The following is a 15,383-nucleotide window of genomic DNA, read 5'->3' on the forward strand; positions in this document are numbered from 1 at the left end:
TCAGGCCACCTTTCCGCTGGTGCCGGTTGCGCTGCGGTCTGAGGCCGGGACGCGGACAACCGTGTTGACGTAGATGCCGGGGGTGACCACGTTTTCCGGGTCCAGCGCCCCCGTGGGCACGATCTCGGAGACCTGCACGATGCTCTGCTTCGCGGCGGCAGCCATGATGGGGCCGAAGTTCCGGGCCGTCTTGCGGTAGACCAGGTTGCCCTTGCCGTCCGCCTTCAGTGCCTTGATCAGGGCGACGTCGGCGTGGATGGGTGTTTCAAAGACCTGGCCGCGGCCGTCGATGATACGGGTTTCCTTGCCCTCGGCAAGCATGGTGCCGTACCCGGTGGGGGTGAAGAACCCGCCGATCCCTGCCCCGGCGGCGCGGATCCGTTCGGCGAGGTTGCCCTGCGGGACGAGTTCCAGTTCGATTTCGCCTGCCTTGTACTTGGCGTCGAAGTGCCAGGAATCGGACTGCCGCGGGAAGGAGCAGATCATCTTCTTCACCCGGCCTTCCTTGATCAGCAGGGCCAGGCCCTGGTCGCCCTGGCCGGCGTTGTTGTTCACCACGGTCAGGTCCGTGGCGCCGCAGTCCAGCAGCGCGTCGATCAGTTCGAACGGCTGCCCGGCGTTGCCGAACCCGCCGATCATCACGGTGGAGCCGTCGTTGATGCCGGCCACGGCATCCTGGACGGTGTCAACAAAAGTCAGCATTACTGGTCCTTTCCAGCGGTGACGTTCTCGAGTACCACGGCCAGGCCCTGGCCCACGCCGATGCAGATGGCCGCGACGCCCCAGCGTTCGCCGGAGGCCTGCAGGGACCGGGCCAGGGTGCCCAGGATCCGGGTGCCGGAGGCACCCAGCGGATGGCCCATCGCGATGGCCCCGCCATGCCGGTTCACGATCGAGGGATCGATGCCCCAGGCGTTGATGCAGGCCAGGGACTGCGCGGCGAACGCTTCGTTAAGTTCGACGGCGCCCACCTGGTCCCAGCCGATGCCCGCCTTCGCGAGGGCCTTGTTCGCCGCCTCGACGGGTGCGTACCCGAAGTACTGCGGATCATTCGCGTGCGCGCCGCGGCCGGCGATCCGGGCCAGCGGATCCAGCCCCAGCAGCCCGGCGGCCGCCTCGGATCCGATCCACGCCGCGGAGGCGCCGTCGGACAGCGGGGATGCGTTCCCGGCGGTCACCGTGCCGTTCTCGGTCCGGAACACGGTCTTCAGCCCGGCCAGCTTCTCCGCCGACGATCCGGCACGGATGCCTTCGTCGCGGACCAGGTCCGTCCCGGGCACCGGGGCGACCAGGTTGTCGTAAAACCCTTCATCCCAGGCGGCGGCGGAGAGGTTGTGGGAGGCCGCGGCGAACTCGTCCTGCGCCTCGCGGGTCACGTTGTACTTCTCGCGCAGCCGCTCGGTGGCCTCGCCCAGGGAGATGGTCCAATCCTTGGGCATGGCCTTGTTCACCAGCCGCCAGCCCAGGGTGGTGGAGGCCAGGGTCATGTCCCCGGCCGGGTAGGGCTTCTCCGTCTTGGGCAGCACCCACGGGGCACGGGACATCGACTCGGCCCCGCCCACCAGCATCAGGTCGGCGTCGCCGGCGTTGACCTGCCGCGACGCGATGATTGCCGCGTCCAGGGACGAGCCGCAGAGGCGGTTGACCGTGGTGCCCGGGATGGACACCGGCAGCCCGGCCAGAAGGGTTCCCATCCGCGCGATGTTGCGGTTTTCCTCGCCCGCGCCGTTGGCGTTGCCGAACACCACCTCATCGATCCGCTCCGGATCAAGCCCGGGGGCCCGCTTTACGGACTCGCTGATAACGTGCGCGGCAAGGTCATCCGGCCGGACGCCGGCGAGGCCGGAACCGAACTTGCCGAAGGGGGTGCGCACGGCGTCGTACACAAATGCCTGGTTCATGGGGTTTTATCCGTTCCGGTGTTGTCCATGTCGTGGAACACCTGCTGTGCTGTCTTGAAGGCGGTGTTGGCGGAGGGGACGCCGCAGTAGATGGCGGTCTGGAGCAGGATCTCCTTGATCTCGTCCCTGCTCAGGCCGTTCCGGAGGGCGGCGCGGATGTGCATGGCCAGCTCTTCCCAGTGCCCGTGCGCCACCATGGCAGTGATGGTGACGGCGGAGCGCATCTGGCGCGGGAGCCCCGGGCGGGTCCAGATACCACCCCAGGCGATCCGGGTGATCATGTCCTGGAAGTCCTCGGTGAACTCATCCTTGTTGGCGTTGGCCCGGTCCACGTGCACGTCCCCCAGGACTTCGCGCCGGACCACCATGCCGCCGTCGTAAATCTCCTGGCTGGTGGCGCCGGGCTGGACCACGCCGTGCCGCTCATTTCCGCTCACTTGGCTGCTCCCTGGGATTCGGTCCAGCTGATCAGGCTGCGCATGAGATCGGCAACGTGCGCGGGAGCCTCGGCCGGTGCCAGGTGCGCCACGCCTTCCAGCGTGACGGCCGTGGCGGTGCCGCCCCCGGCGGTGATGCCGGCTGCCACCTCGTCAGCCATGGCCGGCGTGGCCACGCCGTCCACCGCGCCGGCGATGACCTGGGTGGGGACGCGGATGCTGCCCAGCTGGCTGCGGACGTCGAAGGAGGCCAGGGCCTCGCAGCAGAAGGCGTAGCTGAAACGGTCGGCGTCGCGCAGGGCGTGCAGGAGCCGGCTGCTGAACTCGGGTTCCCGGTCCATGTAGCCCGGCGCGAACCAGCGCTGCGCCGAGCCCTGGATCATCACGGGTGTGCCCTGGGTGCGGACCGTTTCGGCCCGTTCCAGCCAGCCCTCCGGGGTGCCGATCTTCGCCCCGCTGTTCTGGATGGAGAGGCTCTTGAGCCGCTCGCCGTGCTTGATGCCCAGCTGCAGGCCCACGGCGCCGCCCAGTGAAACGCCGGCGTAGTGGAATGTTTCACCGGGGGCGATGGAATCCACCAGGTCCACCACGGCGTCCGCGAGGGCTGCGACGTCGAAGGTTTCGGTGGCTGCCGGAGAGACGCCGTGGCCGGGCAGGTCCCAGGCGACCACGTCGTAGTCATTGCCGAGCAGGGTGGCCACCCTGTTCCACAGGATGGAGGAGGTGCCCAGGGATGGGCCCGCCACCAGCAGGGGGTGGTCGCCAAGGGGTCGCTGGGGGGACAGCAGCGCTGCCTTCAGGGTTGGCTTAGCCACGGGAAGCTCCGTTCGCGTCGGTGGTCTGGGAATCAAAGTCGGGGAACGCCGCCAGGATGCGGCGGGAGATCTGGGCCGCCTGGCCCAGGTAGCTGCCGGGGTCCAGGAGCTCCTCCAGCCGCTGGTCGGGAACGACGGCGGCAGGGACGGCCTCGCGGAGCAGCTTCCGGTAGGTGGCGGCCTGGTCGGAAGGCGGTGCTTGAAGGGTCTGGTCCACCACGTCCTGCAGCTGCTGCTTGCCGGTGCGGCCGTCCTTCCCGTCCAGGAGGGGCGCCACGGCCGCGCTGACGCCTTCTGCCAGCAGCAGCGGCCCGGACAGGTCCAGGTTGCGGCGCATGGCGTCGGGGAACACCTGGAGTCCTTCGGCGAGCTCACGGATATGTCCGGCAGCGCCGAGCGTGAGCGCCAGGAGCTGGCGGAGTGCCGGCCATTCGATGTGCCAGGCGCCGTCCGGGCGTTCGTCGTTGAAGGTGGCGGCGGCCAGGTGCAGCTGGGCAGCCAGGCCGGGCGCCTGCAGTGCGGCGCTGCGGACCAGGACGGACAGGACCGGGTTCTGCTTTTGCGGCATGGCAGAGGAAACCCCGCGCCCGGGAGCGCGTGGCTCGGCAAGCTCGGCCACCTCGGGCCTGCTCAGGAACAGGACGTCCGCGGCGATCTTTCCGAACGCATCCAAAACCGAAGCCAGCCCATGCCCAAGGGACGTGATGGCCAGCCGGTTGGTGTGCCAGGGAGCCGCCGCGGGGGCCAGGCCCAGCTGGGCGGCCAGGGCATCGGCCAGGGTAAACGGGGTGGCAGTGGATCCGTCGGTCAGCACGGTTCCGGCGGCGAGCGTTCCCGCAGCCCCGCCGAACTGGACCGGGAACTCCAGGCCTTGCAGCTGCCGGCCCGCGGCGGCCACGCCCTGGAACCACTGCGCGGCCCGGAGCCCGAAGGTATAGGGAAGCGAATGCTGCGTCAGGCTCCTGCCCACGCACAGCGTCTGCGCATGTTGCCCCGCCAGGGCGGCCAGCGCCGCGGCGGTGCCTTTGAGGTCGGCCAGCACGGCGTGGACGGTGTTGCGGGCCACCAGCATGAGGGCGGTGTCCAGCACGTCCTGGCTGGTCAGGGAGGTATGCACGGCCTTCCCGGCACCGATCCCGGCGCTGTCCAGCGCGGCCACCTTCTTCCGGAGGTCCGCCAGCAGCGGAATGACCGGGTTGCCGCCGCCCTGGGCACGCAGCGCGATGTCGGCGAGGTCGTATCGCCCTGCCTCGGCAGCGGAAGCCACGACGGCGGCAGAACCGGCAGGTGCCAGGCCGGCCCGTTGCAGCACGGCTGCCCAGCCCGATTCGACGGCGAGGATCGCCGCCAGCACTGCCCGGTCCCCCGTCAGCGCCGCCACCAACGGTGACGCTGATACGGGACTGAGCAGGCCGGCGTCGGCCTCTTCCGCGAAGGCGCGCAGATCTCCCGGGGCGGCGTTGGTCACTGGAAGTCCAGGAAGACCGTCTCGCCCTCACCCTGGAGGCGGATGTCCCAGGTGAGGCCGCCGTCAGGGTCGCGGCGGGCGATGAGCGTCTTGCGGCGCTCCGGATCCAGCGAGCTGAGCAGGGGGTCGTTGGCCAGCGCCTCGGCGTCCTCAGGCAGGTAGATGCGGGTGAACAGCCGGTTGGTCAGGCCGCGGGCAAAGAGCGCCACGGAGATGAACGGCGCCGCACCCGGTTTGGTGGGGCCGGGGTTGACCGTGGTGAACGTGAAAACGCCGGAGTTGCCCACGGCGCCGCGGCCCCACCCAGTGAAGGTGTAGCCGTCGCGGACCAGGGAGCCGGTGCGCTGGACAACCCTGCCGTCGGCGTCCGGCTGCCAGATTTCCAGGATGGCGTCCGGGATGGTGTGGCCGGCGCCGTCGTAGACGGTGCCCTGCAGGCGGGTGGAGCCCGGGAAGCCGGGAGGCAGCAGCTCGTTGTCCTTCTCGAACGGAAGCGCATAGCCATAGAAGGGGCCAACGGTCTGGCCCGGGGTGGGAACAAGTTTGGTGCTCATTTTCCTACTCCTCGTCACCTTCTGCGCCGAGCGCCTCGTTTTCGGTCCAGGTCCGCTTGGGCCCGGTCAGGACGATGTCCCAGTTGTAGCCCAGGGCCCACTCGGGCTCGGTGAGGCTGTGGTCGTAGGTGGCCACCAGGCGGTCGCGGGCGTCCTGGTCCACGATGGTCTGGTAGATGGGGTCCAGCGGGAAGAGCTGGTCGCCCGGGAAGTACATCTGGGTGATGATGCGCTGGGTGAACTCCGTGCCGAACAGCGAAAAGTGGATGTGGGCGGGTCGCCACGCGTTCAGGTGGTTCTTCCAGGGGTAGGCGCCGGGCTTGATGGTGATGAACCGGTAGGAGCCGTCCGGGCCGGTGATGCAGCGGCCGATGCCGGTGAAGTTGGGGTCGATCGGGGCGGGGTGCTGGTCGCGCTTGTGGATGTAGCGGCCGGACGAGTTGGCCTGCCAGATTTCCACCAGCTGGCCTGCCACCGGGCGGCCGTCGCCGTCCAGGACCTTGCCGGCGACGATAATCCGCTCGCCCAGCGGTTCGCCGTTGTGCTGGATGGTCAGGTCGGACTCCAGGGCGTGCACGTCCTGGTGCCCGAACGCCGGCGAGTACAGCTCGATGGTCTCCGGATCCGCGTGGTGCAGGCTCTTGGTGGGGTGGCGCAGGATGCTGCTGCGGTACGGCGGGTAGTCCAGCCGCGGCTGGGTCTCCGGCTGGGCGCCGTCCTTCAATGCCCGCTGGTAGGCCTCGCCGATGGCGTTGATCTCTGCGCTGAGGTCCGCCTGTGACTCGATGGCCTTGTCCAGGGGCTGGTGGGCAGCCTTCGGTTCGGCCGGGGGCACGAGTTCCTCCGACTCCAGCTCGGCGGTGATGTCTTCCGGCATGGCTGGCTCCTTTCTGATCTGTTCGGTTTCTTGCGTCCGGGGTTGTGTGGTGCGGTCTAAGGCGTGCGGTGCAGCGAGTCGTACTGGACGGCGTGGCGCACCGGAGCATTGGGGGCGCCGTAGCCGTCGTAACCGCCGCGGCGTTCCACCATTTCGAAGAACACGCTGCCCACGGTGGCGGTGTAGAAGTGCAGGAATTCGCCGTCGGCGTCGCGGTCGAACAGCAGGTTCAGCTCCTGCAGGGTGGCCAGGAACCCAGGCTCCAGGTCGAACCGGGCGTCCAGGTCCTCGTAGTAGTTGGCCGGGATCTGCAGGAATTCCAGGCCCCGTTCCCGGGCTGCCCGGGCTGTGGCCACGAGGTCGTCCACGGCAAAGGCGATGTGCTCCTGGTAGGTCTTGCGGACCTCGCTCCGTGCCTGCTGGATGGGGGCGAGGTTGAGCACCAGCCGCACCGCGCCGTCGGAGGTCTGCATGACCTGCGAGCGCACCAGCCCGCTGGGGCTTGGCACCTCCGCGAACGGCTGCGGCTCCAGGGCCAGGGCGCTGGTGTAGAAGAGGACAGCTTCGTCGAAGTGCTGCCACGGCTGGGCAAGGTTGACGTGGTCGATCACGGCACTGGCTCCGGCGGACGGGTGTTCCAGCCCCTCCCCGAACTCGTGGGTCCACGCCGCCGTGCCGTCCGGGCTGCCCTGGCAGAGAAAGATCTCGGTGGAATCGGGCGCGGAGATGCCCTGGAAGACTTCCTCGTCCGCCTGCACCTTGCGGGCCACCACGGGGGCCTTGAGCTGCTGGGCGCGCGCCGAGGCAATCACGGGGGAATCGACGTCGAACCCCAGTGCGGCAATGGCGGGCTCGGCATGCCGGGCCGCCTGTTCGTTGATGATCACCCGGGCCTGACCCATGGTCCACAGCTGGACGTCCTTGGTGCGGTGCCTGCCCTCGAAGGCGAAGCCCAGCTGGCCCAGGAGTTTCTCCAGCTGCGCGGTGTCGTCCGCCTTGACCTCGGCAAAGTTGAAGCCCGCGGGTTCGTTCACCTTGGGCAGGGTGGCAAGTTCCATGGGGTAACGACGGCGGAGCGCTGCTCCGTTGCCTGGTGCGGCTTCGGTACCGGCCAACCATTTGGCGCTCTGTTCTTCAAGCCAGATGAGCGACCGCATGGCATCCACGGCCGTCCGCTCCACGTCCGACTGGCGGAAAACGTCATTGAAGACTTCCAGCGAGACGGGTCCGGTGTACCCGGCCCGGACCACGTGGCCCATGAACTTGGCCAGCTCAAACTGGCCCTCGCCCGGGAACACCCGGTAGTGCCGGCTCCAGGACAGCACATCCATGGAGAGCTTGGGGGCGTCCGCAACCTGGACGAAGAAGATCTTCTCCGGGTTGAATGCCTCAATGTGGGCGGTTTCCCAGTCCCGCGAGAGGATGTGGAAGGAGTCCAGGCAAGTGCCCAGATTGGGATGGTCAACCATCTCCACCAGCCGGTAGGCATGCTCGTAGTCGTTGACGTACTTGCCCCACGCAAGCGCTTCATAGGCCACCTTGACGCCGTGGTCGCCGGCCAGGTTGGCAAGCTGTGCCAGCTGCTCGGCGCGGAGGCCGTCGTCGTCGATGGTGGCGGTGGCAACGTTGGAGCAGACCAGGATGGTGTCCATGCCCAGGCGGGCCATGAGCCGGAACTTGGCCTCGGCCCGGCGGAGGTTGGCCTTCAGCAGGTCCGGGCTGACGCCGTCAAAATCCCGGAAGGGCTGGTAAAGATCCAGGCCAAGGCCCAGGTCCGCGGCCAGCTTGCGGACGTCCTCGGGACTCAGCGGGGACGTCACCAGGTCCTGCTCGAAGATCTCGATGCCGTCGAAGCCTGCGATGGCGCAGGCCTGCATCTTCTCTTTGAGGGTTCCGGACAGGCAGACAGTGGCGATTCCGGTGCGCATCAGGCAGCCACCTCTTCCGCTGCCACGAGCTCCAGGAAGTGGGCGCGCATGCGGTCCGGGTCCGCGTCCAGCCCGGTGAAGATCCGGAACGCGTCCGCGGCCTGGCCCACGGCCATCCGGCCGCCGTCCAGGACGTCGCAGCCCTTGGCCCGGGCGCCGCGGACCAGTTCCGTGTCGATGGGGCGGTAGACGATATCCGCCACCCAGTGCCGGGACTCCAGCAGGTCCAGGTCCAGCGGCACGCCGGGGTGGGCGGCCATCCCCACGGGGGTGCAGTGCACCAGGCCGTCGGCCACGCGCATCAGCTGCGGCAGCTCCGCCGTCGTACCTGCCGTGACGGTGCTGTCCGGGAAGAAGCCCTGGAGCTCGGCGGCCCGGGCTGCCGCGCGTCCCGGGTCCACGTCCACCAGGTGCAGGGTCCTGACGCCGGCGGTCAGCAGGGCGTAGGCGACGGCAGATCCGGCACCGCCGGCACCGAGCTGGACCACGCGGTCCAGCGACGCCCCGGGGAGGCCGGAAGCCAGTGCCGCGGCGAAGCCGGAGAAGTCGGTGTTGTGGCCGATGAAGCGGCCGTCCCGGATCACCACGGTGTTGACGGCGCCCAGGCGGCGGGCGTCCGGGGAGATTTCGTCAAGGTACTCCAGGACCAGCTGCTTGCAGGGATGGGTGATGTTCAACCCATTGAAGCCCAGCGTCCGGGCGCTCTGCAGGATGCTGCCGACGGACTCGCCCGCCAGGCCCAGCTCCAGGAGGTCGATGGGGCGGTAGAGGTAACGCAGGCCCTGCACGTCACCTTCCCGTTCGTGCATGGGCGGCGTGAGCGACGGCGTGACACCGTCTCCAACCAGTCCCACGAGGTAGGACTCAGTTCGAATACTCATCCGTGCAGCTCCTTTGGTAACGGCACCGGCAGTGTCCATGCGGGGATGGGCTGCGCCGGTGATAGGGATTACAGTACAGCATTTGTTCACTTCTCGCACTACTGTTCGAGATACGAACCAAATATTTTGAGTAACGGCACAGGCGCCTTAGCCGCGCTGCGGAAGGCGTGCAGCCAACTCGGCTGCCGCATCGACCAGGACGGGGACGTGGGCCTCCAGCTCCTCGAGGCTCAGGCGGAAGACCGGAACGGCCGTCGCCAGGGAGGCAAAGGCGTGGCCCTGGCTGTTGAGCAGGGGCACCGCCACGGCACGCATGCCGGCCTCGTTCTCCTCATCCATGACCGCGTAGCCGCGGCGGCGCACCTCCTCGATTTCCGCCCGGAACGCGTCCCGGTCGGTGATGGAGCGGGCGGTGAGCGCCTCGAGCGGGAGTTCCGCGAGCAGCCGCTCCCGTTCCGCATCCTCGGCGAATGCCACCAGGGCCTTGCCGACGGCAGTGGTGGACAAGGAGCCCAGGTGGCCCGGATCGCTGGTGACGCGGAAGATCTGCGGCCCGTCCACCTTGCTGACGGTGAGGTGGTGCAGGCCGTCCCGGACGCTGAGGATGGTGGCTTCCCCGGTCTGCTCGGTCACCCGGCGCAGGATGGGCATGGCAGTGCCCGCGAAACCGTGGTGGTTGGAGACCCGCTGGCCCAGCTGGAAGATGCGCAGGCCCAGGTGGTAGCGGCGGCCGTCCGGCTCGTAGTCAACAAAGCCGTCACGGGTCAGGGATCCGAGCAGCCGGTAGGTTGTGCTGAACGGCAGTTCCGCGCGGCGGGAAATTTCCGCGGCGCTGGCACCGCGGGGTTCGTCCCCCAGGAGGACAAGCAGGCCCAGGGCCTTGCCCACCATGTCCGTGCGTTCCGCAGGACGCGCGCCAACCTTCGCCTCCAGGGGCATGGCGTTCACGGGCTCCGTGGCGGCAGGGGCAGCAGCGGATTCTTCATTGGCCGCTGTGGTTTGGTTCACACTCATGGCAATCATGTTGCCACAATGTGAGAGCTATTTCTAGATGGTGATTATTTTCTTGACAGGTGACTGCCCTCACAGTCATAGTTTCTATATCGCACAAGTAGCTCCCACCATGTGGCTACTGACGCCGGGTCTTCTTCCGGACTCCAGCCGCATCGCGCCCCGCCCGCACCAAGGCAGCGGCGGCTGCGACCTCCAGATCCATCCGCGACAATGTCGTCACACCAAAGGAACACCATGAGCCAGACACTTCCGTCCGCCGGGGCGGGTGCCCTCACCCGTGCCGGGACGCCCAGGAAAGCAGCCCTCGCCAGCTTCCTGGGCAGCGCCGTCGAATACTACGACTTCTTCATCTTCGGATCCGCTGCGGCGCTGATCTTCCCCAAGGTCTTCTTCCCCGATGCAGACACCAACGCTGCCATCATGTCCTTCGCCACCTTCGGCTTCGCCTACGTGGCACGTCCCGTGGGCGCCATCATCCTGGGCCACTTCGGCGACCGGGTGGGCCGCCGGAAGGTCCTGATGTTTACCCTGCTGCTCATGGGCGCGTCGACGTTCGTGATCGGCTGCCTCCCCGACTTCCACACGGTCGGCTGGTGGGCCCCGGTCCTGCTGGTGCTGGCCCGCCTGTGCCAGGGCCTCTCCGCCGCCGGTGAGCAGGCCGGCGCCTCGTCCATGACCCTGGAGCACGCTCCGGACAACCAGCGTTCCTTCTTTACGTCCTGGACCCTCACCGGTACCCAGGGCGGCCAGATCCTCGCCGCCCTGGTCTTCATCCCCGTCCTGGCCCTGCCGGATGAGATCAAGTACGGCATCGGCTGGCGCGTCCCGTTCTGGCTCAGCGCCGTCGTGGTCATGGTTGCCTTCTTCATCCGCCGCACGCTGCACGAGCCGCCGGCCTTCGAGGAAGCGCAGAAGAACGCCCAGATCTCCAAGCTCCCGGTGGCCGACCTCCTCAAGGGCCACTGGCGCGACGTCCTGCGTGTTGTCGCCTGCGCCTTCATTGCCGCCGTCTCCACCGTCTTCGGCACCCTGGCCATCAGCTACGCCAAGACCGTGGCCGGAGTGGACGGCACCACCACCCTGTGGCTCGTCGTGGGGGCCAACCTGGTGGCCCTGGGCACCCAGCCGCTCTTCGGGAAGCTCGCGGACAGGATCGGCCGCAAGCCCGTCTTCATTTACGGCGCCGTGGCCAGCGCAATCCTCACCCCGCTGTTCCTGCTCAGCCTGGAATCCCACAGCATCCCGTTGATGTTCGTTGCAGCCATCGGCTTCTTCTCCTTCGGCTACGCCGCCTCCAACGCCGTGTGGCCGTCCTTCTACGCCGAGATGTTCAGCACCAAGGTCCGCTTCTCCGGCCTGGCCATCGGCACCCAGCTCGGGTTCCTGATGGCTGGCTTCGCCCCGGCCATTGTGGCTGCGATGGGCGGCATCCAGGCGGGCGGCTGGGTCCAGATCAGCATCTTCACCGCCATCATCTGCGCCATCGCCGCCGTCTCGGCACTCACGGCCAAGGAGTCCTTCCGGACCCCCACCAACCTGCTGGGCGTGAAGTAGGCGCCGACGTCACACCAGCCCGGTTTAGAGCCGGAAAGCCCGCCATTCCCCCAAATGGCGGGCTTTCCTTCGTGAAAGATGGGCTGCTTCGGAAGCGTCCCGCAGGGCACTTACCCCCGCCCGGTCTCCAGCACCGAGGCCAGGTCAAAATTGACCGGTTCCTCCAATTGCTCATAGGTGCAGGACTCCGGGTCCCGGTCCGGGCGCCAGCGGTTGAACTGGGCCGTGTGGCGGAACCTGTCGCCCTCCATGTGGTCGTAGCGGACCTCCACCACCAGTTCGGGCCGCAGTGGGACGAAGGACAGGTCCTTCCCGGCGCTCCACCTGCTGCCTTCGGCGTTCCGCGGCGTCCGTTCCCCTTCTTCCTGCTTGCCCCACGCCCACGGGTGGCCCTCGAAGCCGGTCACCAGCGGCTGGAGTTCTTCGAACAGTTCCTTGCGGCGCTTCATGGGGAAGGCGCCGATCACGCCCACGCTCGCCAGGCCGCCGTCGTCCTTGTAGAGGCCCAGCAGGAGGGACCCGATAGCATCGGGACCGCTCTTGTGGAGGCGGTATCCTGCCACCACGCAGTCGGCCGTGCGCTCGTGCTTGACCTTGAACATCACCCGCTTGTCCGGCTCGTACCGGCCGTCCAGCCGCTTGGCCACGATGCCGTCCAGCCCGGCGCCCTCGAACTGTTCGAACCACTGCGCGGCCGTGGCTTTGTCCGTGGTGGCAGCTGTGAGATGGACCGGGGCGCTGCTGGCCGCGAGCGCCTTCTCCAGCGCGGCCCGCCGCTCAGAAAAAGGCCTGCCGGTGTAGTCGTCGTCGTCCAGCGCCAGCAGGTCGAACGCCACGAAGCTCGCCGGGGTTTGTTGGGCCAGCAGCTTCACCCGGCTGGCCGCGGGGTGGATGCGCTGCTGCAGGGTGTCGAAATCCAGCCGGTCGCCGGACGCACCGATAAGGATGATCTCGCCGTCCACCACGCAGCGCGGCGGCAGGTTTTCCTTCAGTGCCGCAACGAGCTCCGGGAAGTAGCGGGTCATGGGCTTCTCGTTGCGGCTGCCGATCTCCAGGTCATCACCGTCGCGGAAGATGATGGACCTGAAGCCGTCCCATTTTGGCTCGTAGCTGAGGTCCGCGCTTCCTGGAATGCCGTCAATGCCGCTGACGGCCTTGGCGAGCATGGGCGGGACGGGCGGCATCACGGGAAGTTCCATAGTGCCCATTCTTGCCCGGCCAGCGCCCTGCACGGTAGGGCGGCGCGGCGGCGGAGTGGTTTTCAGCCTGCCAGCAGCCAAACCACCAGCACCAGCACCGGCGCCGCGGCGGCCGTGGAGAGCAGGATGGTTTCCCGCGCCACCGCCACCCCCCTCCCGTACTTGCTGGCGAACAGGAACACGTTCTGGGCCGAGGGAAGCGCCGCCATGAGCACTACGCCCAGCAGCATGTGGTGGTCCAGGTTGAAGAGGAAGCGGCCGACGACGAACGCCACCGCCGGCATCACCGCGGACTTGAGTGCCGTGGCAGTGAGGATTTCGGCCGTGTGGCCGCCGCTTCGAAGCATCTTTGTTCCGTGCAGCGACATCCCGAAGGCCAGGAGCACCACCGGCACTGCAGCACCGCCCAGGAGCGTCAGTGGAGCCATCACCGGAGCCGGAAGCTGCACATGGAACGCGGCCAGGACCACGCCCAGGAGCGAGGCGATGATCATGGGGTTCCGGAAGGGCTGCGTCAGCATGAGCCGGGGCGAAAACCGGCCGGCCTCGGAGAGGTCCAGCAGGGTCAGGACCAGCGGGGCGAACAGGAGCAGCTGGACCAGCAGGACCGGAGCTACGGGAGTGGCGTCCCCCAGGGCATACAGCGTGATGGGGATGCCGATGTTGTTGGCGTTGACGTAGGAGCCCGCCATCGCGCCCACGGCCGTCTCCGCGAGCGGCCGCGGAAACCAGATCCGGCTGGCGGCCACATACAGGAGGGCCGTGATCGCCGCCGTGATCATGGCGAGCGGAACGTATGCGGAGAGGACCACGGAGAGGTCCGATTTCAGCACCACGGTGAAGAGCAGCACCGGGTTGGTGATGAAGAAGGCGGTCCGGGTCAGCGCCGAGATGGTGGGTTCATCGCCCAGGCCGCAGCGTGCGGCGATGTAACCCACGGCAATGACGACGCCGATCACCGCCAGTCCGATCAGCACACCGCCCACGTGGGGTACTTCCTTCCGCTCCCGCCGCATCCTGCCGCGCCGCAGGACAAAGTACTACAAGTCTCAAACTTATCGGACAAGCGGTCCCGACATTGCCAGGTGGGCCGCGTGACCCGCTGCCCCCGGTGTGCGCTGTGTGAAAAGATCAACCATGCACGCAATGCAGCACTCCAGCAAGCTTGAAAACGTCCGGTATGAGCTCCGCGGGCCAGTCCTGCAGGCGGCCAAAAACATGGAGGCCGAAGGGCACCGGATCCTCAAGATGAACCTCGGGGACACGGCGCCGTTCGGCCTGGAAGCACCTGAATCCGTGGTGGTGGACATGATCCACCACCTTCGCGGCGCCCAGGGCTACAGTGACTCCAAGGGCATTTTCACGGCGCGGACCGCCATCTCGCAGTACTACCAGACGCGTGGCCTGATGAACATCGGGGTCGAAGACATCGTGATCGGCAACGGCGTCAGCGAACTGATCTCCATGTGCCTCCAGGCGTTCATGGAGAACGGCGACCAAATTTTGGTCCCGGCACCGGACTACCCTTTGTGGACCGCCGCCGTGACCCTGACGGGCGGAAAACCCGTGCACTACGCCTGCGACGAGGCGGAGAACTGGTGGCCGGACATGGCCGACGTGGAGGCAAAGATCACCAGCCGCACCAAAGGCATCGTGATCATCAACCCGAACAACCCCACCGGCGCCGTCTACCCCCGCCACATCCTGGAGCAGTTCGCGGCGCTGGCCCGGAAGCACAACCTGGTCCTGTTCTCGGATGAGATCTACGAGAAGGTGCTGTACGACGACGCAAAGCATATCCACACCGCGTCCGTGGCTGAGGACCTGTGCTGCCTGACGTTCAGCGGACTGTCCAAGGCCTACCGGATGCCTGGCTACCGGGCAGGATGGGTGGCCATCACCGGACCGCTTGCCGCTACCGCCGCCTACCGTGAAGGCCTTGAGCTGCTTGCCTCGCTGCGCCTTTGCGCCAACGTTCCCGCCCAGCATGCCATCCAAACCTGCCTGGGCGGCTACCAGAGCATCGAGGCGCTGGTGAAACCCGGAGGCCGGCTGCGCGAGCAGCGGGACCTTGCCCATAGACTCCTTACCGCCATTCCCGGCGTGACCTGCGTGCCGGCGTCGGGCGCCATGTACCTGTTCCCGCGCCTGGACGCGGACCTGTATCCCATTGCCAATGACGAAAAATTCGTCCTGGACCTGCTCCGGGACCAAAAGATCCTGGTCTCCCACGGCTCGGCCTTCAACTGGCCCGCGCCGGACCACTTCCGGTTTGTCATCCTCCCCTCGGTGCTGGACATCGAGGAAGCCGTCCGGCGGATTTCCAGCTTCCTGGCCGCCTACCGCAACGGCACGGACGAATAACGCCGGGGACATGTAAGCAGAGGCAGGAAACCGCAGCGGCGCGAAGAACTAACCGGGCGCTAACCACGGGGAAACCGCTACGCAACATTCCCGGCCCACACTGGGTAGTGCAGGCAAGAGCCGGCACCAGCTCCAGCCAGGAGGCCCCCGATGTTGAAGAAAGCGACCACGCATGTAACCAGAGTCCGCGCCCTGGACCAGCTCCACCGCGGTGACGAAATCGAAGCCCGCCTCTCCGTAGGCCCTTCCTACGACGACGTGGTGATCCGCCGCGGCAGCGTGCAGGAAACGGCGCCCGGCATCGGGGTGGTGTGGATCCTGGACCGGATCACGGGGGTCCGGAAAGCAATCAATACGGACGAATGCACCGTCTGGCGTGTGGCATAGGGAC

General features: G+C 67.5%; 15 protein-coding genes. 3 read left to right on the forward strand and 12 right to left on the reverse strand.

Annotated elements, in window-relative coordinates; genetic code table 11:
* From ACEN9K_RS00635 to ACEN9K_RS00680, 10 genes are all read right to left on the reverse strand, one after another.
* The gene (locus ACEN9K_RS00635; RefSeq protein WP_495635033.1) at positions 1-702 is read right to left on the reverse strand and encodes a 3-oxoacid CoA-transferase subunit A; all 702 of its coding nucleotides are present in this window, start codon (positions 700-702) and stop codon (positions 1-3) included.
* Positions 702-1,901, reverse strand: coding sequence for a thiolase family protein (locus ACEN9K_RS00640; RefSeq protein ID WP_495635034.1), 1,200 nt, complete (start codon positions 1,899-1,901; stop codon positions 702-704). Before ACEN9K_RS00640 ends, ACEN9K_RS00635 begins: the two co-directional genes overlap by 1 nt.
* Positions 1,898-2,338 carry a 4-carboxymuconolactone decarboxylase gene (gene pcaC, locus ACEN9K_RS00645; RefSeq protein ID WP_134164875.1) on the reverse strand — a complete coding sequence of 147 codons (441 nt, stop codon included), beginning with the start codon at positions 2,336-2,338 and terminating at the stop codon, positions 1,898-1,900. The genes ACEN9K_RS00640 and pcaC overlap by 4 nt, the downstream gene beginning before the upstream one ends.
* Complete coding sequence (locus ACEN9K_RS00650; protein ID WP_478222660.1) at positions 2,335-3,153, reverse strand: alpha/beta fold hydrolase; 819 nt, start codon at positions 3,151-3,153, stop codon at positions 2,335-2,337. Before ACEN9K_RS00650 ends, pcaC begins: the two co-directional genes overlap by 4 nt.
* Positions 3,146-4,621, reverse strand: coding sequence for a lyase family protein (locus tag ACEN9K_RS00655; protein WP_268002228.1), 1,476 nt, complete (start codon positions 4,619-4,621; stop codon positions 3,146-3,148). Before ACEN9K_RS00655 ends, ACEN9K_RS00650 begins: the two co-directional genes overlap by 8 nt.
* Positions 4,618-5,175 carry a protocatechuate 3,4-dioxygenase subunit alpha gene (gene pcaG, locus ACEN9K_RS00660; protein WP_223993135.1) on the reverse strand — a complete coding sequence of 186 codons (558 nt, stop codon included), beginning with the start codon at positions 5,173-5,175 and terminating at the stop codon, positions 4,618-4,620. The genes ACEN9K_RS00655 and pcaG overlap by 4 nt, the downstream gene beginning before the upstream one ends.
* 4 nt (positions 5,176-5,179) lie before the next feature.
* The gene (gene pcaH / locus ACEN9K_RS00665) at positions 5,180-6,052 is read right to left on the reverse strand and encodes a protocatechuate 3,4-dioxygenase subunit beta (protein WP_018769802.1); all 873 of its coding nucleotides are present in this window, start codon (positions 6,050-6,052) and stop codon (positions 5,180-5,182) included.
* A gap of 56 nt (positions 6,053-6,108) precedes the next feature.
* Positions 6,109-7,980: a bifunctional sugar phosphate isomerase/epimerase/4-hydroxyphenylpyruvate dioxygenase family protein gene (locus ACEN9K_RS00670; protein ID WP_018769803.1), complete on the reverse strand. Its 1,872-nt coding sequence runs from the start codon at positions 7,978-7,980 to the stop codon at positions 6,109-6,111.
* Positions 7,980-8,861 carry a shikimate dehydrogenase gene (locus ACEN9K_RS00675; protein ID WP_495635035.1) on the reverse strand — a complete coding sequence of 294 codons (882 nt, stop codon included), beginning with the start codon at positions 8,859-8,861 and terminating at the stop codon, positions 7,980-7,982. The genes ACEN9K_RS00670 and ACEN9K_RS00675 overlap by 1 nt, the downstream gene beginning before the upstream one ends.
* Before the next feature lie 147 nt (positions 8,862-9,008).
* A complete protein-coding gene (locus tag ACEN9K_RS00680) occupies positions 9,009-9,875 on the reverse strand; it encodes an IclR family transcriptional regulator (protein WP_495635036.1) in 867 nt (288 codons plus the stop codon).
* Positions 9,876-10,109: 234 nt separating this feature from the next.
* Between ACEN9K_RS00680 and ACEN9K_RS00685 the strand changes: the two genes are divergently transcribed.
* Positions 10,110-11,429, forward strand: coding sequence for an MFS transporter (locus ACEN9K_RS00685; RefSeq protein WP_018769806.1), 1,320 nt, complete (start codon positions 10,110-10,112; stop codon positions 11,427-11,429).
* A gap of 110 nt (positions 11,430-11,539) precedes the next feature.
* On the opposite strand, the gene ACEN9K_RS00690 is transcribed toward ACEN9K_RS00685, so the two are convergent.
* Both ACEN9K_RS00690 and ACEN9K_RS00695 read right to left on the reverse strand, forming a co-directional pair.
* Complete coding sequence (locus tag ACEN9K_RS00690; protein WP_018769807.1) at positions 11,540-12,628, reverse strand: ATP-dependent DNA ligase; 1,089 nt, start codon at positions 12,626-12,628, stop codon at positions 11,540-11,542.
* A gap of 62 nt (positions 12,629-12,690) precedes the next feature.
* The gene (locus ACEN9K_RS00695) at positions 12,691-13,614 is read right to left on the reverse strand and encodes an AEC family transporter (protein WP_018769808.1); all 924 of its coding nucleotides are present in this window, start codon (positions 13,612-13,614) and stop codon (positions 12,691-12,693) included.
* Between the two features lie 151 nt (positions 13,615-13,765).
* Here ACEN9K_RS00695 and ACEN9K_RS00700 point away from each other — a divergent pair, with 151 nt between their 5' ends.
* Both ACEN9K_RS00700 and ACEN9K_RS00705 read left to right on the forward strand, forming a co-directional pair.
* Entirely contained in the window at positions 13,766-14,992 is a 1,227-nt protein-coding gene (locus tag ACEN9K_RS00700) for a pyridoxal phosphate-dependent aminotransferase (RefSeq protein WP_018769809.1), read from the forward strand.
* A 150-nt stretch (positions 14,993-15,142) separates the two neighbouring features.
* Positions 15,143-15,379: a hypothetical protein gene (locus ACEN9K_RS00705; protein WP_056392396.1), complete on the forward strand. Its 237-nt coding sequence runs from the start codon at positions 15,143-15,145 to the stop codon at positions 15,377-15,379.
* The last annotated feature ends 4 nt before the right edge of the window (positions 15,380-15,383 follow it).

Source organism: Pseudarthrobacter sp. Pseusp20 (genome assembly GCF_059492155.1).